Raw genomic sequence first — 18159 nt, 5'->3', positions numbered from 1 at the left:
TCACGCAAACCCCTCTACCGTGTGAGGCGTGAGCAGCAGCGGCCTCATCTACGCAGTCATTGTCGGGGCCTGGGCCGCCTACTTGGTGCCGATGTGGCTCCGTAGGCAGGACGAGCTGAACGAGGCCCGTCCGACGGAACGCTTCAGCACCGCCATCCGGTTGCTGTCCGGACGAGCGGGCATGGAGCGTCGGTACGCCAGGGACCTGCGCGCGCGCTCCACCGAAGAGGGGGAGCCCGGCGCGGACGCTCCGGACGGGATCACCGACTCGGTGGACGTCCGGGCCTTCGCCATGCCTCCGACGCGCCCGCAGGCGCGCGCGGAGGTGCAGGCGCAGGCGTCGGGGCGTGCGCAACCGGCGCGCGACAAGTCCGACGCGCCTGGCGCACGGCGCACGCCCTCGCAGGAAGCCGCCGCCGCGCGTGCCCGGCGTACGAAGGTGCTCGCGCGCCGTCGGCGCACCACCGTGATGCTCTTCCTCGCCTTCACACTCGGCGCGATCGTCGCCGCCGTCGGAGGCCTCGCGTTCCTGTGGGCACCCGGCGTTCCCGCCGTACTGCTCAGTGGGTACATCGCCTACCTGCGCGCCCAGGAGCGCCGGCGCTTCGCCTTCCAGATGGACCGGCGCCGGGCCGAGGCCGCCGCGCAGCACCTGCGCGAACGCGCCCGCCAACCGCGCCGCCGCCCCACCGTCGAGTCACAGGTCGACGAGCCCGAGGAGGGCCCGGAGCCGGAGGCCGACCCCGGGCTGTCCGCGCTGGCCGCCGACCGGCGCGCCCTCGTCGAGCAGACCGACCACGCCGAGTGGGTCGACCAGCAGCGCGAGCGGCAGCGGCGGCCGGGGCACGGGGACAGCTGGGATCCGGTACCGGTGCCGTTGCCGACGTACGTGACCGCGCCGGTCGCTCCGCGGGCGACCGCGGACGTGGACCTCGGGGCGCCGGACGCCTGGAGCTCGGCGCGGTCGAGTTCCGTGGCCCGGGACCAGGAGGCGCAGGACGCCGCCACGGCCGAGCGCCGGGACGGTTCGGAGGCGCCGGAGGCCGACGCGGAGGAGAGGGCCGAGGACGACGGGCGCAGTGACGCCCGGCGAGCGGCCTCCGCTCGGCGGGCGCGGGAGCGGGGACGTACGCCGTTGTTCGACCAGTACGAGGACGGGGACCGGCCGAAGGCCGCCAACGAGTAGCCGGCGGCCCCCGAGCCGTCGTCGCCCCTCGACCCGCGCCGGGTCTCCCGCCCGTCCCACCTGTGCCGCTGCCCTCCTCGCCCGCCCGGGAACGGATTTCCAAGCACGCGGATCGGGGTGCTAGAGTTTCACTCGTTGCAAGGGCCTGTGGCGCAGTCCGGTAGCGCACCTCGTTCGCATCGAGGGGGCCAGGGGTTCAAATCCCCTCAGGTCCACCGCAACAACTGGTCAGGGAAACCTGGGGCAGTTGATGAGATCCCGTCCGATCGGAAGATCGGGCGGGATCTTTGTTGTGCGCCTGCAGACGCGACGCCCGGCTGACAGCGCGTCAGCCGAGCGGGACGGCCGGCTCCCGGTACGGACGGTTCAGGATCCCAGCGGCTTCGCGAAGCAGCGGCTGCTCTCGTGGAAGCGGTAGTAGCCGAACTTCTCGCACGGCTCGTAGCCACTGGACGTGTACAGGGCGATGGCCTCCGGCTGCTTCAGGCCGGTCTCCAGGACCATCCGGGCGCGTCCCGCCGCCCGCGCGTCCTCCTCCAGGGCGGCCAGGATGTGGCGGGCGAGGCCGCGGCCGCGGGCCGAGGCCACCACGAACATGCGCTTGAGCTCGGCGTCGCCGTCGCGGTTGCCCTCCCCGTTGGCGTCCTGCGCGCGCCAGCCGCCGGTCGCGACCGGGCTGTCGTACTCGTCGTACGCGATCAGGTAGACGCCGTTCGGGGGCTCGAAGTCGGACGGGTCGAGCGGGGTGGCGTCTCCACCGTCGCCGTAGCGGACGTGGTACTCGGCCTGGACCTCGTCGTTGAGCTTGACGGCGTCCGGGTGGTCGAAGGGGACGCGGCGAATGTTCATGCTGGGGACCGTACACCTGTGCGTAGACCGGATCTGGACTGTGTCCAGTGTGCCGGTAGGGTTCCGGCGTGTTCACTGTGACCTCCGTCAACGTCAATGGACTGCGTGCCGCCGCGAAGAAGGGCTTCGTCGAGTGGCTCGCCGGGACCTCCGCCGATGTGCTGTGCCTGCAGGAGGTGCGGGCCGAGCCGCAGCAGCTGCCCGAGGAGGTGCGCATGCCGGACGGGTGGCACGTCGTGCACGCGCCGTCCGCCGCCAAGGGCCGCGCCGGCGTCTCCCTCTACGCCCGCCGTGAGCCCGACCGCGTCCGGGTCGGCTTCGGCTCGGCCGAGTTCGACACCACCGGGCGGTACGTCGAGGCCGACCTGCCCGGGGTCACCGTCGCCTCCCTCTACCTCCCCTCCGGCGAGGTCGGCACCGAGCGGCAGGACGAGAAGGTCCGCTTCATGGCCGAGTTCCTCGTCCACCTGAAGTCGCTGCGCGAGCGGGCCGCCGCCGACGGGCGCGAGGTCGTCGTCTGCGGCGACTGGAACATCGCCCACCAGCCGGCCGACCTCAAGAACTGGCGCGGCAACCAGAAGAACTCCGGCTTCCTCCCGGAGGAGCGGGAGTGGCTCACCCAGGTGTTCGACCCGGCCGACGGTGGCTATGTGGACGTCGTACGCGCCCTGCACCCGGACGCGGAGGGCCCGTACACCTGGTGGTCCTACCGCGGACGGGCCTTCGACAACGACAGCGGTTGGCGCATCGACTACCACGTCTCGACGCCCGGGCTGGCCGCCAAGGCCGTGAAGGGGTACGTCGAGCGGGTGGCCACGCATGACGAGCGCTGGTCGGACCACGCGCCCGTGACCGTCGTCTACGACCTCCGGTAAGGCACCCTGGCCGTCCACGACCTCCGGTAAGGTTCCCCGGTCGTCCACGACCTCCGGTAAGGGACGGACCCCAGTCACTCCCGCTTCCGCAACCGCCGGTCCAGCGCCAGTGACAGTTCCGCCTCCACCACGCTGCGGGCCAGGGGGCGCAGGCGGTGGAGGTCGTCCTCGGTGCCGTGGCGGAGGACCAGGACCGCGAACATCTCGGCGAGTTCGTCGACGTGTTCGCGGACGCGGGCGCCCGCTGCCAGGACCTCGGCGAGGGGGATGCCCTCGCGGACGAGGGCGGAGGAGACGTCCAGGAGGCGGCGGCTGATGTGGACGATCTCGTCGCCGTCCGTGCCCAGGTAGCCGAGGTCGAGGGCGGCGGCGAGGTTCTCGGGGGTGACCTGGCCCTCGAAGCGGGCGGCGAGTTCCTCGGGGGTGAGGCGGACCGGCTCCTCCTCGGTGGGGGCGACGCCGAGGACGTCGGCCACGTCGCGGCCGTGGTCCAGCGCCTCCGCCAGTTCGGCGATGCCGGTGAGGGTGTGGCCGCGTTCCAGGAGCGCCGCGATGGTGCGCAGCCGGGCCAGGTGGTGGTCGTCGTACCAGGCGATACGGCCCTCGCGGCGGGGCGGTGCGATCAGCTTGCGCTCGCGGTAGAAGCGCAGGGTGCGCACCGTGATGCCGGCCAGCCGCGCCAGCTCCTCCATGCGGTACTCGCGTCGTCCGTCAGCCCCTGTCACGCCCGCAGCCTATGTTGTACCGCCGGTAACTTTCCCTTCCGCACCCCCTACCCATCGGTACGGAGCTGCTCTACCCTCCCATTGCGCCAGTGTTCACTGGCGGAGTTGTGGAGGAAGGGCGACGGCATGGCCGAACACGAGCATGTGCGGGTGGCGGTGATCGGGTCCGGGTTCGGCGGGCTCGGGGCCGCCGTACGGCTGCGGCGCGAGGGTGTCACCGACTTCGTCGTGCTGGAGCGGGCCGGGAGCGTGGGCGGCACCTGGCGGGACAACAGCTATCCCGGGTGCGCCTGCGACGTGCCGTCCCACCTGTACTCGTTCTCCTTCGCGCCCCATCCCGACTGGCCGCGCACCTTCTCCGGGCAGGAGCACATCCGCGCCTATCTGGAGCATGTGACGGACGTCTTCGGACTGCGCCCGCACCTCCGCTTCGACTCCGAGGTCAAGATGATGACCTGGAACGGCGCGAAGCTCCGGTGGGACATCGAGACCAGCTCCGGGTCGCTCTCCGCGGACGTCGTCGTCTCCGCCACCGGGCCGCTGTCCGACCCGAAGATCCCCGAGGTGCCGGGGCTGGACTCATTCCCCGGCAAGGTTTTCCACTCCGCCCGCTGGGACCACGACTACGACCTGCGCGGCAAGCGCGTCGCGATGGTCGGGACGGGCGCCTCCGCCATCCAGATCGTGCCGGCGATCCAGCCGCTGGTCGGCCACCTCACCCTCTTCCAGCGCACCCCGCCCTGGGTGCTGCCCCGCGTCGACCGCGCCATCACCGGGCCTGAACGGGCGCTGCACCGCGCGCTGCCCTTCACCGCCAAGGCCCGGCGCGGACTGCTGTGGGGCATCCGGGAGTTGCAGGTCCAGGCGTTCACCAAGCACCCCGACGAGCTCGGTTTCGTGGAGCAGTTGGCCAAGCGGAACATGGGCCGCGCCATCAAGGACCCTGTCCTGCGCGCCAAGTTGACCCCCGACTACCGCATCGGCTGCAAGCGGATCCTGCTCAGCAGTGAGTACTACCCGGCGCTCGCGCGGCCCAACGTCGATGTCGTGGCGAGCGGGTTGAGCGAGATCCGCGGTTCCACGGTCGTCGCCGCCGACGGGAGCGAGGCCGAGGTGGACGCGATCATCTTCGGTACGGGGTTCCACGTCACCGACATGCCCATCGCCGAACGGGTCGTGGGCGCCGAGGGCAAGACCCTCGCCGAGGCCTGGAAGGGCGGGATGGAGGCCCTGCGCGGGGCGTCCGCCGCCGGGTTCCCGAACTGGCTGACGATCATCGGGCCCAACACCGGGCTGGGCAACTCGTCGATGATCCTGATGATCGAGTCCCAGCTCACCTACATGGCGGACTTCCTGCGACAGCTCGACGTCCTCGGTGGCCGAGCGGCCCTGGACGCCCGGCCGGGCGCGGTCGCCGCCTGGAACCGCCGGGTGCAGGAGCGGATGCGACGGACGGTGTGGAACACCGGTGGCTGCACGAGCTGGTACCTCGACCCCAGCGGCCGTAACACCACCATCTGGCCCGGGACCACGACCGAGTTCCGGCGGGCCACCCGACGGGTCGATCTCGCCGAGTACGAACTCCTGCGCGTTCCCGCCGCGTCGGCCGCGGAGGTGGGCGCGTGAGCCGCCTGACCGCCGTGGCCTCCGGGCCGTACGCCCCGCCCGCCCCGACCAGTGAGCTCATCGCCGTCTCCGCCGACGGCGCCCGGCTGCACGTGGAGATCCACGGCCCGGACGGCGCCCCCGCCGTCGTCCTCGCCCACGGCTGGACCTGCTCGACCGCCTTCTGGGCGGCCCAGATCCGGGACCTCGCCGTCGACCACCGCGTCATCGCCTACGACCAGCGCGGCCACGGACGCAGCCCGGCGAGCCCGGCGTGCAGCACGGAGGCCCTCGCGGACGACCTCGAGGCCGTACTGGAGGCGACCCTGAAGCCCGGTGAGAGGGCGGTGGTCGCCGGGCACTCCATGGGCGGCATGACCGTGATGGCCGCGAGCGGGCGGCCCGGGTTCCGGGAGCATGTCGCCGCCGTCCTGCTGTGCAGCACCGGATCCTCCCGGCTGGTCGCCGAGTCGACCGTCGTACCGATCGGGGCCGGGGCGCTGCGGACCTGGCTGACCAAGCACATCCTCGGCTCGCGCGCGCCGCTCGGACCGGTCACGCCCCTCGCGCGCCGGATCCTCAAGTACGGGACGATGGGGCCGGGTTCGGCACCGCACATGGTGGAGGCGTGCGCGCGGATCGTGCACGCCTGCCCGCGCAAGGTGCGCCATGCCTGGTCGCAGGTGCTGGATCTGCTCGATCTCGACCACGCCGTACGGGAGTTGAGGGTGCCGACGGCCGTCGTCGTCGGGACCGCCGACCGGCTCACACCGCCCGTGCAGGCGCGAGCGCTGGTCGCCGCGCTGCCCGACTGTGTGGGCCTGACCGAGCTGCCGGGGCTCGGCCACATGACTCCGGTGGAGGCGCCGGAGCTGGTCACGGCCCGGATCAGGGACCTGGTGACGACGTACGTGACGATCAAGGAGGGTGCATGAGCAGGGTGAGCCTGGAGGGACAGGTCGCGGTCGTCACCGGCGCCGCGCGGGGAGTCGGCGAACTGCTCGCGCGCAAACTGTCGGCGCGCGGGGTCAAGGTGGCGCTGGTCGGACTGGAACCGGACGCCCTCAAGCAGGTCTCCGGGCGGCTGCACAGCGACAGCGACCACTGGTACGCCGACGTCACCGACCACGAGGCGATGAGCCGGGTGGCCGCCGAGGTCAAGGAGCGGTTCGGGAAGGTCGACATCGTCGTCGCCAACGCGGGCGTCGCCACCGGCGGTCCCTTCGTCGACTCCGATCCGGAGGCCTGGCGGCGGGTGATCGAGGTCAACCTCATCGGATCGGCCGTCACTGCACGGGCGTTCCTGCCGGTGTTGATGGAGAGCCGCGGCTATCTGCTGCAGATCGCGTCCCTCGCGGCGATCACCCCGGCGCCGATGATGACGGCGTACTGCGCCTCCAAGTCCGGTGTGGAGGCGTACGCGCACAGTCTGCGGGCCGAGGTCGGCCACAAGGGCGTACGGGTCGGCGTCGGGTATCTGTCCTGGACCGACACGGACATGGTGCGCGGCGCCGACCAGGACGAGGTCATGCGGGAGTTGCGGCAGCGGCTGCCGTGGCCGTCCAACAAGACCTACCCGCTGGGGCCGGCCGTGGACCGGCTCGTGGCCGGGATCGAGCGGCGGTCGAGCCATGTGTACGGGCAGTGGTGGCTGCGCGGGATGCAGGGCGTGCGCGGATACCTGCCGGGCATCATCGGGACCGTCGGGCAGCGGGAGATGCGGCGGTTCGGGTCACGGCTGGAGGGCATGCGCGGCGGGCTCGTCGGCGCAGGTGGGGCTGCGGACGAGGCGGCGCGCGCTACGCAGCGTAACTGATCGAAATGCGAGGGTTGTCGGGGCGTGTGAATCTGGTCGAGGCCCGATCAAGGGCCTTTCCCCTCACCCTCAATGGGAGTGAACCCACATGGGTATGAAGGACCAGTTCCAGGACAAGTCTCAGCAGCGGCAGGAGCAGGCCAAGCAGAAGGCCCAGCAGGCCCGTGAGCAGGGTCAGCGTGGCCGTCAGCAGGGCCAGGGCCAAGGCCCGGGTCAGGGCCGTGACCGTGACCGGATGCGGGACGAGGAGTCGGACCGCATGCGGCACGAGGAGTCGGACCGCATGCGGCACGAGGAGGACCGGCTCGAGGACTTCGAGGCGTAGCCGCTGCGCTTGGCTTTAGTCGACAAGGTGGGGTGCCCTGTGTTTTTTGGGGCGCCCCACTTTTGGGTTGCTGTATGGGTGCGTTGTCGGGTGCGGACCGGTGGGGGCTGATCGCGCCCACGCGGCGGAGCCGCACATCGATACAGCCCCGCGCCCCTCAAGCACCTGATCTGGGCGGAAGTTTGGGACGTGAACGGTCTGGGACGTTGCTGTAGTCCGGGGGTGTTGCCGGGGGGTTGGTCTCCAGGAGGTCCACGGCCAGTTGTACGGCGTCGTCCAGTTGGGCGTGGCGGCCCTCCGCCCAGTCCAGCGGGGTGCGGAGGATCTCCAAGTCGGGGGTGACGCCCCTGTTTTCGACGCCCCAGCCGTACGCGTCGAACCAGGCCGCGTTCATCGGTACGGTGATCACCGTACCGTCGCCCAGGCGGTGGCGCCCGGTCATGCCGACCACTCCGCCCCAGGTGCGCTGGCCCACGACGGGGCCCAGCTTCAGGAGTTTGAAGGCGGCCGTGATCATGTCGCCGTCGGAGGAGGTCGCCTCGTCGGCGAGGGCGACCACCGGGCCGCGCGGGGCGTTCGAGGCGTACGACACGGGCTGGGCGTTTCTCGTCAGGTCCCAGCCGAGGATGGTGCGGGTCAGTTTCTCCACGACCAGTTCGCTGATGTGGCCGCCCGCGTTGCCGCGCACGTCGACGATGAGCGCGGGGCGGGAGACCTCCATGCGCAGGTCGCGGTTGAACTGGGCCCAGCCCGAACCGCCCATGTCCGGGATGTGCAGATAGCCGCACCGTCCGGCGCTCAACTCCCGTACGACGGCACGGCGTTTGGCGACCCAGTCCTGATAGCGCAGGGGGCGTTCGTCGATCAGGGGGACCACGGCGACCCGGCGGGAGCGGCCCGCCTCGCCCTCCGCGGGGGTGAACGTCAGCTCCACGGTCGTGCCGCCGGCGCCCGCGAGCAGCGGGTACGGGCCGGTCAGCGGGTCCACGGGGCGGCCGTCGACGTGGGTGAGGACCGCGCCCTCGCGGATGCCGGTGCCGGCCAGCGGCGAACGTGCCTTGGAGTCCGAGGAGTCGCCGGGGAGGATCCGCTTGACCACCCAACCCTCGTCCCGGTGCACGAAGTTGGCGCCGAGCAGGCCCTGCCATCGCTGGTAGTGCGGCGGGCCCTCGTTGCGGCGGGCGGCCGTGACATAGGCGTGGGAGGTGCCGAGTTCGCCGAGCACCTCGCTGAGCAGGTCCGCGAACTCGTCGGGGGAGGCGACCCGTTCGACCAGCGGGCGGTACTGCTCCAGGACCCCCTTCCAGTCGACGCCGCACATCCCCGGGTCCCAGAAGTACGCGGGGATCAGCCGGCCCGCCTCCTCGTAGGACTGGCGCCACTCGGCGGCCGGATCGACCTGGTGCAGGATGCGGCGCAGGTCGATCCAGACCGTGGAGTCACCGTCACCGGACTCGGTGGAGGGGACCGCCCGCAGGTCGCCCTCGTCGACCACGACCAGCCGGGTGCCGTCGCCGCTGACCGCGAACCAGTCGAGGTGCTCGACGAGTTCGGACTTCTTCGCCTTGCTGATGTTGAAGTGCTCGAGGGTGGGGCGGCCGGTGGTGTCGTCCGGGTTGGCGAAGGTCTCGCCCAGCGCGCCGGAGATCGGCCAGCGCAGCCAGACCAGCCCGCCGCCCGCGACCGGGTACAGCGCCGAGTACTTGGAGGCGGCGACCGGGAACGGGGTGACCCGGCTCTCCAGGCCCTCCACCTCCACGGTCACGGCGCCGTCGCCCTCGTCCTCCTCCACCGGGTCCAGGCCCCCGGCGGCCGGCCGGCCCTCCGGGTTCAGCGCGAAGGGAGAGGGGGTGGCCGAGGACAGGGGCACCAGGTAGGGGCGGCAGCCGAGCGGGAAGGACAGGTCCCCGGTGTGGACGTCGTACACCGGGTCGAAGCCGCGCCAGGACAGGAACGCCAGATAGCGGCCGTCCCGGGTGAAGACCGGGCCCTCGTCCTCGAAGCGGCCGTCGGTGACGTCGATGACGTGGCGGTCTCTTATGCGGGCCATCTTGATCTGGCGCAGGGTCCGCCCGATCCCGGGGTGCGACCAGGTCAGCCATGCCCCGTCGGGGGAGAAGGCGAGGTCGCGGACCGGGCCGTTGACCGAGTGGATCAGCTCGGTCACCTCGCCGTTGGAGTCCTCGCTCGCGTCGAGGAGGAGGAGCCGTCCGTCGTGCGAGGCGATGGCGAGGCGCTCGCCCTGCGGATCGGAGACCAGTTCCAGGGCCCGGCCCAGTTGCCCGGAGGCGAGTCGGCGCGGCTCGCGGTCTCCCGTCGCCCTCGGCAGATAGGCGATCTCGATCGCGTCCTCGCCCTCGGCGTCGGTCACGTAGGCGACCTGGCCGCTCGAGCCCAGCATTTCGGGCAGCCGGACCCGTACGCCCGGGGTGTCGGTGAGGGTGCGGGCGGGGCCGTCCCGGTGGGTCAGCCAGTACAGGCTGCCGCGCACGACGACCGCGCTGGCCCGGCCCGTCTCGTCGACCGAGATGCCGTCCACGTGCTGGCCCGCGGGCACCTGGTACGTACGGCGTCCCGCGCGCGGCCCGCTCAGCCGTACGTCGAGCTTTCGCGGCTCGCCGGCGAGGTCGTCGACGATCCACAGGTCCCCGGCGCACTGGTACACCACGCGTGTGCCGTCGCTGGAGGCGTGCCGGGCGTAGAAGGCGTCGTGGTCGGTGTGCCGGCGCAGGTCGGAGCCGTCGTACGCGCAGGAGTAGAGGTTGCCGATGCCCTCGTGGTCGGAGAGGAAGGCGATCCGGCCGCCGACGAACATGGGGGAGTGGAGGTGGCCGTCGAGGTCGGCGAGCAGGCGTTCGCCGTGCAGCCACAGGCGGCCCGTGGCGCCGCCCCGGTAGCGCTTCCAGGCGGCCGGTTCGTGCGGCGGGGTGCCGGTGAGCAGGAGCGTTCTGCGCTCGCCGGCGATGTCGGCGACCTGGATGTCGGAGACCGGGCCCCAGGGGAGCTTGCGGCCGGGGGAGCCGTCGGGGGTGACCTTGTAGGCCCAGGTGAAGTAGGAGAAGGGCTCGCCGTGGGAGGCGACGGCGAGGACCGTGCCGCCGGGGTCCCAGCCGCAGACCTGGGTGTCGGGCGAGCCCCAGTACGTGAGCTGCCGTCCGGGGCCGCCGTCCACCGGCACGACGTGGATCTCGGGGACCAGGCTGCGCCAGCTCGTGTACGCGATCGTGGTGCCGTCGGGCGAGAAGCGGGGGTGGCCGGTCTTGGTACGGTCCACGGTGAGGCGCCAGGCGCGGCCCGGGCCGTCGAGGGGGGCCAGCCAGAGGTCGTCCTCGGCCACGAAGGTCAACAGGTCGCCGCTCAGGTGCGGCAGGCGCAGATAGCTCACCTCCCCATGCTTTTCCCCTGGATGGGGCAGGGCAACTTGTGGATACTTACGGTTCCTTCACACACGTGAGCCAGCACACGTACGAAACGGTTTCGTTTCGCTCGTTCTCAGGGTATGTTCATGGTGTACGAGGAAGGCACCCCCCGAGCGGAAAGGTGAGTGGCATGACTGAGGTCGCGACCGCGCGTCGCAGTCGGATCACGCCCGAGCGCGAGGCCGAGTTGTACGCGGCCGTGCTCGACCTGCTCAGGGAGGTCGGCTACGACGCCCTCACCATGGACGCCGTGGCCGCGCGCACCAAGTCCAGCAAGGCCACGCTCTACCGCCAGTGGGGCGGCAAGGCCGAGCTGGTGGCGAAGGCCGTGCGGCACAACAAGCCGGGCGCGGCGGGCGGTTCGGTGGACACCGGCTCGCTCAGGGGTGACCTGCACGCGCTCACGATGGCGTCGGACGACTGCGAGATGGAGCAGAACTCCGCCCTGATGCGAGGTCTGGCCATGGCCATCCATGGCAACCCGGACCTGCTGAAGGCGTTCAAGGAGTATCTGATCGAGCCCGAGATGGCGGAGTTCCGCCAGGTGCTGCAACGGGCGATCGACCGGGGCGAGGTCCGTGCGGACAACCCCGCGATCGACTACGTGATGCACATGATGATCGGTGGGTTCGCCGCCCGCACGCTGATCGACGAACGGCCGCCGACGCAGGCCTTCCTCCTGTCGTACATCGACGCCGTGGTGCTCCCCGCCCTCGGCGCCTGACCCCTCCCCGCACCCTCCCCAGCACCTGACGTCACCGCTCAAGTCGTCGGGACGATCACCCCTGCCTCCCCGCCGGTGATCACCCCTGCCCTGAAAGACCCCACGACCTGACCGGGAGTACGCCTCCGTGGCCACGTTCCTTTATCGACTCGGCCGTTTCGCCTTCCGGCGACGGCATTTCGTCGCCCTGTTCTGGGTGGCCCTGCTGACCCTGGCGGGGGTCGCTGCGGCCAGCGCCCCCTCCGCCGGCTCCACCTCCTTCTCGATCCCCGGCACCGAAGCGCAGAAGGCCTTCGACCTGCTGGACCAGCGCTTCCCCGGCACGAGCTCCGACGGCGCCACCGCGCGGGTCGTCTTCAAGGCGCCGGCCGGCGAGAAGATGACCGACGCCGGCAACAAGGCGACCGTCGAGAAGACGGTGAAGGAGCTGGCCGACGGCTCCGAGGTCACCTCCGTCGACGACCCCTTCAAAAAGCACGCCGTCAGCAAGGAGGGCACGGTCGCCTACGCCTCCGTGCGCTACGACAAATCCGGGATGGAGCTCAAGGACGCCTCCCGCACCGCCCTTGAGGACACCGCCCAGCAGGCGCGCAACGCCGGGCTGACCGTCGAGGTCGGCGGTGACGCGCTGCAGTCCGGGGCCGAGGCCGGGGCGGCCGGCGAGGTCGTCGGCCTCGTCATCGCCGCGATCGTCCTCGTCATCACCCTGGGCTCGCTCGTCGCGGCCGGACTGCCGCTGCTGACGGCGATCATCGGCGTCGGCATCGGCGTCTCGACCATCACCGCGCTCGCCAAGGCCCTCGACCTCGGCGACACCACCTCCACGCTGGCGCTGATGATCGGCCTGGCGGTCGGCATCGACTACGCCCTGTTCATCGTCTCCCGCTACCGCGGCGAGCTGGCCGAGGGCCGCGACCGCGAGGAGGCGGTCGGCCGCGCCGTGGGCACCTCGGGCTCGGCAGTGGTCTTCGCGGGCCTCACCGTCGTGATCGCGCTGGCGGGCCTGTCGGTCGTCGGCGTCCCGATGCTGACCAAGATGGGCCTCGCGGCGGCGGGCACGGTCGTGGTGGCCGTCCTCATCGCCCTCACCATGATCCCGGCGCTGCTCGGATACGCGGGCCGACGGGTACGGGCGGCGGGCGAGAAGCGGCGCAAGAAGGCCTCCGACGCGCCCGGCAAGCCCGGTCTCGGCGAGCGCTGGGCGAGCTTCGTCGTACGCCGTCCCGCCGCGGTCCTGCTGCTCGGCGTGGTGGGCCTCGGTGCCGTCGCCGTACCCGCCACCCAGCTCGAACTGGGCCTGCCCGACGACGGCTCCCAGCCGACCTCCACCACCCAGCGCCGCGCCTACGACGTGCTGTCGGAGGGCTTCGGGCCGGGCTTCAACGGGCCTCTGCTGATCGTCACCGACGCCAAGGACAGCGCCGACCCCAAGGCGGCGGCCTCCCGGGTGACCGACGCCATCAAGGGCCTCGGGGACGTCGCTGCGGTGACCCCGGCACAGTTCAACGACGCCGGCGACACCGCGATGATCACTGTCGTCCCCAAGTCCAAGCCGTCCTCGACGCAGACCGAGGACCTCGTCCACGCCATCCGTGACAAGGGCGCGGACATCAAGGCCGACACGGACGCGAAGGTGCTGGTCACCGGCACCACGGCGATGAACATCGACTTCTCGCAGAAGCTCAACGACGCCCTGATCCCGTATCTGGGCCTGGTGGTGGGGCTCGCCTTCCTGCTGCTGATCGTGGTCTTCCGCTCGATCCTGGTCCCGCTGAAGGCGGCCCTCGGCTTCCTGCTCAGCGTGCTCGCCGCGCTCGGCGCCGTGGTCGCGGTCTTCCAGTGGGGCTGGCTCGGCGGGCTCCTCGGGGTCGAACAGACCGGCCCGGTCATGTCGATGATGCCGATCTTCATGGTGGGCGTGGTCTTCGGTCTCGCGATGGACTACGAGGTGTTTCTCGTGACGCGGATGCGGGAGGCGTACGTCCACGGCGAGACGCCCGGCCAGGCCGTGGTCACCGGGTTCCGGCACAGCGCCCGGGTGGTGGCCGCCGCCGCGGTCATCATGATGGCCGTCTTCGGAGGGTTCATCAGCTCCAGCGAGTCCATGATCAAGATGATCGGCTTCGGCCTCGCGATCGCGGTCTTCTTCGACGCGTTCGTCGTCCGCATGGCGATCGTCCCGGCGGTGCTGGCGCTGCTCGGCCGCAGGGCCTGGTGGCTGCCGAAGTGGCTGGACCGGGCGCTGCCCAACGTGGACGTCGAGGGCGAGGGCCTGAAGACCCTGGACGGGACGAAGGACATCGACCCGGACGAGGAGCGGGAGCTGGTACGGGCCTGAGCCTTCCGGGAGCCGGCGGCGGCCTCCTGAGCTGCGGGGTGTAGTGCGCTACACCCCGGGTTCGGGAGGCCGCTCCCTCGTTGCGCGGGGCGCCGGACGGGATCGTGGATCACGTCGGCGGATCAGCCGGCGGACCCCCTTCCCGAAAGGCCCCTCCCATGCAGCACGCCCGGTCCACGACGTCCGTGACCACTTCCTTCGCCGCCACCGTCCGCAAGGCCTTCGCCGACGTCCTGCTGTGGGGCTTCTTCCTGGCCGGCCTCGCCGCGAGCACGGCGGCCGGGGCGGCGTTCGACGGCACCGCCAAGAACGCCGTGAGCGGGGCCGGGGCGGTCGTCGCCCTGCTGGCGGGCTCGCGCCTCGCGAAGAAGCCGCGCATCAAGGCGTTCCTGGGCCGCCCCGGCACCCTGTGGTTCCTGTTCCTCTTCAACGGAGCGACGGCCGTGGCGCTGTACTTCACGATGGACGGCGTCAAGGGCATCCTCGCCGCCGCGATGATGGGCCTGGTCTCCGTGGGCGCGGCGGGCGGCCTGGTCGCGGGACGCCGGGCGCGGGCGCAGGCGGCGCGGGAGACGGCGGCGGGGGAGACGGCGGCGGGGGAGACGGCGGCGGGGGAGACGGCGGCCGTGGACGCTCCGTGGGCCTGAGTCGTGGGCCTGGGCTGTGAACTGGAGCCGTGGGCTTGAGTCGTGGCCTGAGCCGTGGGCCGGAGTCGAGGGGCCTGATGGGGGCCCGATGGGGGCGATTGTCAGTGGCCCCGTCTAGCGTGACCCCCATGACCACACTTCAGGAACGGCCCAACACCGCCCTGCTGGTGATCGACGTCCAGCAGGGCGTCGTGGCGTCCGCACACGAGCGGGACACCGTCGTCGCCAACATCGCCGCCCTCGTCGACAAGGCCCGCGCCGAGGACGTCCCGGTCGTCTGGGTCCAGCACTCCGACGAAGGGCTCGAAAAGGGCAGCGACGACTGGCAGTACGTGCCCGAGCTGCCGCGCGGCGACTCCGAGCCCCTGGTGCACAAGAACTACGGAGACTCCTTCGAGGCCACCGATCTGGAGCGGGTCCTCGCCGACGCGGGGGTCGGCCACGTCGTCGTCACGGGTGCGGAGACGGACGCGTGCATACGCTCCACGATCCACGGGGCGTTCGTCCGGGGCTACGACGTCACCCTCGTCGCCGACGCGCACACCGCCAACGACCAGCGGCAGTGGGGCGCGCCGCCGCCGGACCAGGTCATCGCCTACACGAACCTGTACTGGCGCTGGCAGGGGGCGCCGGGGCGGACGGCGGCGGTGACCGAGACGAAGGCCGTGACGTTCGGTCCGCTCGGCTAACCCGGTCGCCTGCCGCATACACGTACCGCTAGCGTGCCGTTCATGACGGCTTTGGAATCGGCAGCCCATCCACGTTTCGCCGCGGCTCTGAAGGAACTCGGCCTCGACGACCTCAACGCCCGCGTCCGCCGCTTCCCGGAGGCGACCCGTACCGCGGCGGAGGCCGCCGAGGCGATCGGGTGCGAGCTGAGCCAGATCTGCAAGTCGCTGATCTTCGCGGCGGACGGGGTGCCGGTGCTGGTCCTGATGGACGGGGCGTCCCGGGTCGACGTCGAGCTGGTGCGCGCGGAACTCGGCGCCGGGAAGGTGACGCGGGCCAGGGCGGACGTCGTACGGGAGACCACCGGGTACGCGATCGGCGGTGTGCCGCCCTTCGGGCACCTGACCAGGACGCGGGTACTGGCGGACCGTTCACTGCTCGCGCACGACGTGGTGTGGGCGGCGGCCGGGACGCCGTACAGCGTCTTCCCGATGGAACCAAAGGACCTCGTCGCCCACGCCGGCGCCACCCTCGTGGACGTGCGCGAGCCCAGCTCGTGACGCCGCTGGTCGCCTCGGCCGTCCTGGCCGCCGCGGTCACGCACGCCAGCTGGAACGCGATCGCCCACCGCATCACCGACAAGCTGGTCGGCTTCACCCTGATCGCGGGCGGCGGATCGCTGATCGGGCTGGCGATGATGCCGTTCGTCCCGGTCCCGGCGGCGGGCGCCTGGCCCTACCTGGCCGTCTCGGCCGTCATCCACCTCGCCTACTACACGCTGCTGATGAAGTCCTTCCGCCTCGGTGACTTCGGACAGGCGTACCCGATCGCCCGCGGCACCGCGCCCCTGGTGGTCACGCTGCTCGCCGCCGCCTTCGCGCACGAGGTGCCGGACGGCTGGGCCGCGGCCGGCATCGCCCTGTCCAGCGCGGGCCTGACCGGGGTCGCCCTGTGGGGCCTGCGCGGCAGCCGGCCCAACTGGGCGGCGATCGGCGCGGCCCTCGCCACCGGCCTGACCATCGCCGGGTACACGGTCGTCGACGGCCTCGGCGTGCGCGCCTCCGGCTCCTCCCTCGGCTACATCGCCTGGCTGATGGCGGTGGAGGGCGTGGCGATCCCCGCGTACGCCCTGTACCGCCTGCGCGGACAGTTCACCACCGTCCTACGGCCGTTCGCCGCGGTCGGCCTGCTCGGTGCCGCGCTGTCCGTGCTCGCCTACGGGCTGGTCCTGTGGGCCCAGACGAAGGCGGAACTGGCCCCGATCGCGGCCCTGCGCGAGTCGTCGATCATCGTCGGCGCCGCCATCGGCGCGGTGTTCTTCAAAGAACGCTTCGGCGCGCCCCGGATGGCGGCGGCGGTGTTGCTGGTGGCGGGGATCGGGTTGATGCTGCGGGCCGGTTGACGCGTGAGCGGGGCGGTCGGGGAATGGCGGAGTGTGGTGCGTTCGGGCTCTGCGAGGAGCACTCTGGAAGCAGGTGTTCCGGAGGTGATCGTCATGATGCACACCACTGTGGGATGGCATGTCGAGCTGGAGTTCAGGGAGGACGATCTGCACACCGAGGCGGTCGCGCTGGTCCGGCTGCCGGACGGGAGCGAGGTACGGGCCCACGGACACGCGACCCGCCACCACACCGACCCCCGTCAGCCGAGGGTGGGTGAGGAGATCGCCGGTGCGCGGGCGTTGAACGAGATCGCGATGCAACTGTTGACCAAGGCGCACGGGGAGATCGACTCGGCTTCGGGGCGGACGTCGCATCCGATCCATGTGTGAGGGGCGATAGGTGACGGCGCGTCGGCCGTGAGCTTCCTGGCCCCTACGCCGTTACGACGTCCCGTACCGCCCGTACCAGCGCCTGCGCCCTGGGATCGGCCGTCACGCTCTTCCTGAAGCCGTTGGTCACATAGCCGAAGGCGATGCCGGTCTCCGGGTCGGCGAAGCCGAGGGCGCCGCCGCGGCCGGGATGACCGAAGGAGGAGGGGGTCAGGAGCGGGGACGCGGCGCCGTGCAGCATGTAGCCGAGGCCGAAGCGGGTGTTCACGACCAGCACACGGTCGGGCCCGGCGCTGCGCTCGGCGCGGGCGAGTTCCGTCGTCTCCGGGGTGAACAGCCGTGTGCCGCCGTCCACTTCGCCGGTCAGCGACGCGTAGAAACGGGCCAGCCCTTCCGCCGTCGCGATGCCGTTGGAGGCGGGGAGGACGGCGGCGCGGTAGCCGGGGTCGTTCTCGTCGGGGAGCGGGGTGATGGCGGCGAAGGCGCGGCGGGTGAGGGAGTCGGGGTCGGCGTAGGCGTCGGCGACGGCCCGCTTGGGGCGGGTCCGCAGCACACCGGCCGCCTCCGCCGGGGGATCGGCCTCGCCCACGCGGCCCACCCGGGTCTCCTGACCGGCCGGCAGGCCGAGCCAGAGGTCCGCGCCGACCGGGCCCGCGACCTCGGCGGCGATCCACTCGCCGATCTCCCGGCCGGTGATCCGCCGCACCAGCTCACCGGTCAGCCAGCTGTACGTCTGCGCGTGATAGCCGTGCTCCGCCCCCGGCTCCCACACCGGCGCCTGCGCCGCGACCGCCTCCGCGCCGAGCGCCGGGTCCGCGGCCTGGGCGGGCGTCAGCGGGTGGTCCAGCACGGGAACGCCGGCCCGGTGCGCCAGAAGGTGCCACACACGCGTGCGCTCCTTCCCTGCCGCCTTGAACTCCGGCCAGTACTCCCCGACGGGCGCGTCCAGGTCCAGCTCTCCCCGCTGGTGCAGCAGCAGGAGTACGGCGGCGGCGACGCCCTTGGTCGCCGAGCGCACGATCTGCGCGGTGCCGTGCTCCCACGGCTCGGCGCCGTCCACGTCCTTCGTGCCGCCCCACAGGTCGACGACCTTGTGCCCGTCCCGGTACACGGCGACCGCCGCGCCCCGGTCCCCGAGCACCTCGAAGTTCCGGACGAACGCTTCCCGGACCGGCTCGAAGCCCCCGGTGACCGCGCCGTTCACGTCCAC

At 71.8% G+C, this 18159-nt stretch carries 17 protein-coding genes and 1 tRNA gene; 14 read left to right on the top strand and 4 right to left on the bottom strand.

All coding sequences use genetic code 11. The annotated features are described in order from the left end of the window. Window positions 1-28 precede the first annotated feature (28 nt). Together glpR and ABZZ74_RS36075 are read left to right on the top strand one after the other, a co-directional pair. Window positions 29-1186, top strand: a complete 1158-nt coding sequence (glpR, locus tag ABZZ74_RS36080; protein WP_356772306.1) for a gephyrin-like molybdotransferase receptor GlpR — start codon at window positions 29-31, stop codon at window positions 1184-1186. A gap of 141 nt (window positions 1187-1327) precedes the next feature. After that, a tRNA-Ala gene (locus ABZZ74_RS36075) sits at window positions 1328-1401 on the top strand. A 151-nt stretch (window positions 1402-1552) separates the two neighbouring features. Here the strand turns inward: ABZZ74_RS36075 and ABZZ74_RS36070 are convergent. Then, entirely contained in the window at window positions 1553-2035 is a 483-nt protein-coding gene (locus ABZZ74_RS36070; RefSeq protein WP_356772304.1) for a GNAT family N-acetyltransferase, read from the bottom strand. Between the two features lie 68 nt (window positions 2036-2103). Here ABZZ74_RS36070 and ABZZ74_RS36065 point away from each other — a divergent pair, with 68 nt between their 5' ends. Continuing rightward, window positions 2104-2910: an exodeoxyribonuclease III gene (locus ABZZ74_RS36065; RefSeq protein WP_356772302.1), complete on the top strand. Its 807-nt coding sequence runs from the start codon at window positions 2104-2106 to the stop codon at window positions 2908-2910. 74 nt (window positions 2911-2984) lie between these two features. Here the strand turns inward: ABZZ74_RS36065 and ABZZ74_RS36060 are convergent, their stop codons facing one another. After that, window positions 2985-3602 carry a MerR family transcriptional regulator gene (locus tag ABZZ74_RS36060; RefSeq protein WP_356772355.1) on the bottom strand — a complete coding sequence of 206 codons (618 nt, stop codon included), beginning with the start codon at window positions 3600-3602 and terminating at the stop codon, window positions 2985-2987. A gap of 159 nt (window positions 3603-3761) precedes the next feature. Between ABZZ74_RS36060 and ABZZ74_RS36055 the strand changes: the two genes are divergently transcribed. The 4 genes from ABZZ74_RS36055 (at window position 3762) to ABZZ74_RS36040 (ending at window position 7381) form a co-directional block, all read left to right on the top strand. Next, window positions 3762-5261 carry an NAD(P)/FAD-dependent oxidoreductase gene (locus ABZZ74_RS36055; protein ID WP_356772300.1) on the top strand — a complete coding sequence of 500 codons (1500 nt, stop codon included), beginning with the start codon at window positions 3762-3764 and terminating at the stop codon, window positions 5259-5261. Beyond that, window positions 5258-6175, top strand: a complete 918-nt coding sequence (locus ABZZ74_RS36050) for an alpha/beta hydrolase (protein ID WP_356772298.1) — start codon at window positions 5258-5260, stop codon at window positions 6173-6175. The genes ABZZ74_RS36055 and ABZZ74_RS36050 overlap by 4 nt, the downstream gene beginning before the upstream one ends. Continuing rightward, on the top strand, window positions 6172-7056 hold the full coding sequence (locus ABZZ74_RS36045; protein WP_356772296.1) for an SDR family oxidoreductase: 885 nt from the start codon (window positions 6172-6174) through the stop codon (window positions 7054-7056). The genes ABZZ74_RS36050 and ABZZ74_RS36045 overlap by 4 nt, the downstream gene beginning before the upstream one ends. An 88-nt stretch (window positions 7057-7144) precedes the next feature. Then, the gene (locus ABZZ74_RS36040; RefSeq protein WP_356772294.1) at window positions 7145-7381 is read left to right on the top strand and encodes a hypothetical protein; all 237 of its coding nucleotides are present in this window, start codon (window positions 7145-7147) and stop codon (window positions 7379-7381) included. 157 nt (window positions 7382-7538) lie between these two features. Here the strand turns inward: ABZZ74_RS36040 and ABZZ74_RS36035 are convergent, their stop codons facing one another. Beyond that, a complete protein-coding gene (locus ABZZ74_RS36035; RefSeq protein ID WP_356772292.1) occupies window positions 7539-10766 on the bottom strand; it encodes a S41 family peptidase in 3228 nt (1075 codons plus the stop codon). 164 nt (window positions 10767-10930) lie between these two features. Between ABZZ74_RS36035 and ABZZ74_RS36030 the strand changes: the two genes are divergently transcribed. The 7 genes from ABZZ74_RS36030 to ABZZ74_RS36000 all read left to right on the top strand — a co-directional run bounded on the left by ABZZ74_RS36030 (window position 10931) and on the right by ABZZ74_RS36000 (window position 16949). Beyond that, window positions 10931-11524 (top strand): TetR/AcrR family transcriptional regulator, encoded by a 594-nt coding sequence (locus ABZZ74_RS36030; protein ID WP_208780143.1) that lies wholly within the window; start codon window positions 10931-10933, stop codon window positions 11522-11524. A 127-nt stretch (window positions 11525-11651) separates the two neighbouring features. Next, entirely contained in the window at window positions 11652-13862 is a 2211-nt protein-coding gene (locus ABZZ74_RS36025; protein WP_356772290.1) for an MMPL family transporter, read from the top strand. A gap of 158 nt (window positions 13863-14020) precedes the next feature. Further along, window positions 14021-14509: a hypothetical protein gene (locus tag ABZZ74_RS36020; RefSeq protein WP_356772288.1), complete on the top strand. Its 489-nt coding sequence runs from the start codon at window positions 14021-14023 to the stop codon at window positions 14507-14509. 128 nt (window positions 14510-14637) lie between these two features. After that, window positions 14638-15198 carry an isochorismatase family protein gene (locus ABZZ74_RS36015; RefSeq protein ID WP_356772286.1) on the top strand — a complete coding sequence of 187 codons (561 nt, stop codon included), beginning with the start codon at window positions 14638-14640 and terminating at the stop codon, window positions 15196-15198. 42 nt (window positions 15199-15240) lie between these two features. After that, window positions 15241-15738, top strand: a complete 498-nt coding sequence (locus ABZZ74_RS36010; RefSeq protein WP_356772284.1) for a YbaK/EbsC family protein — start codon at window positions 15241-15243, stop codon at window positions 15736-15738. Next, complete coding sequence (locus ABZZ74_RS36005; protein ID WP_356772282.1) at window positions 15735-16580, top strand: DMT family transporter; 846 nt, start codon at window positions 15735-15737, stop codon at window positions 16578-16580. The genes ABZZ74_RS36010 and ABZZ74_RS36005 overlap by 4 nt, the downstream gene beginning before the upstream one ends. A 93-nt stretch (window positions 16581-16673) precedes the next feature. Then, window positions 16674-16949: a DUF1876 domain-containing protein gene (locus ABZZ74_RS36000; RefSeq protein WP_356772280.1), complete on the top strand. Its 276-nt coding sequence runs from the start codon at window positions 16674-16676 to the stop codon at window positions 16947-16949. Window positions 16950-16992: 43 nt separating this feature from the next. On the opposite strand, the gene ABZZ74_RS35995 is transcribed toward ABZZ74_RS36000, so the two are convergent. Then, window positions 16993-18159: a serine hydrolase domain-containing protein gene (locus ABZZ74_RS35995; protein ID WP_356772278.1), complete on the bottom strand. Its 1167-nt coding sequence runs from the start codon at window positions 18157-18159 to the stop codon at window positions 16993-16995.

Origin of the sequence: Streptomyces sp. NPDC006476, assembly GCF_040612015.1 — a bacterium.
Lineage (GTDB): Bacteria > Actinomycetota > Actinomycetes > Streptomycetales > Streptomycetaceae > Streptomyces > Streptomyces griseorubiginosus_B.
Note: the sequence above shows the minus strand (reverse complement) of the source record. Positions and strands in the feature narration are given on the sequence as shown.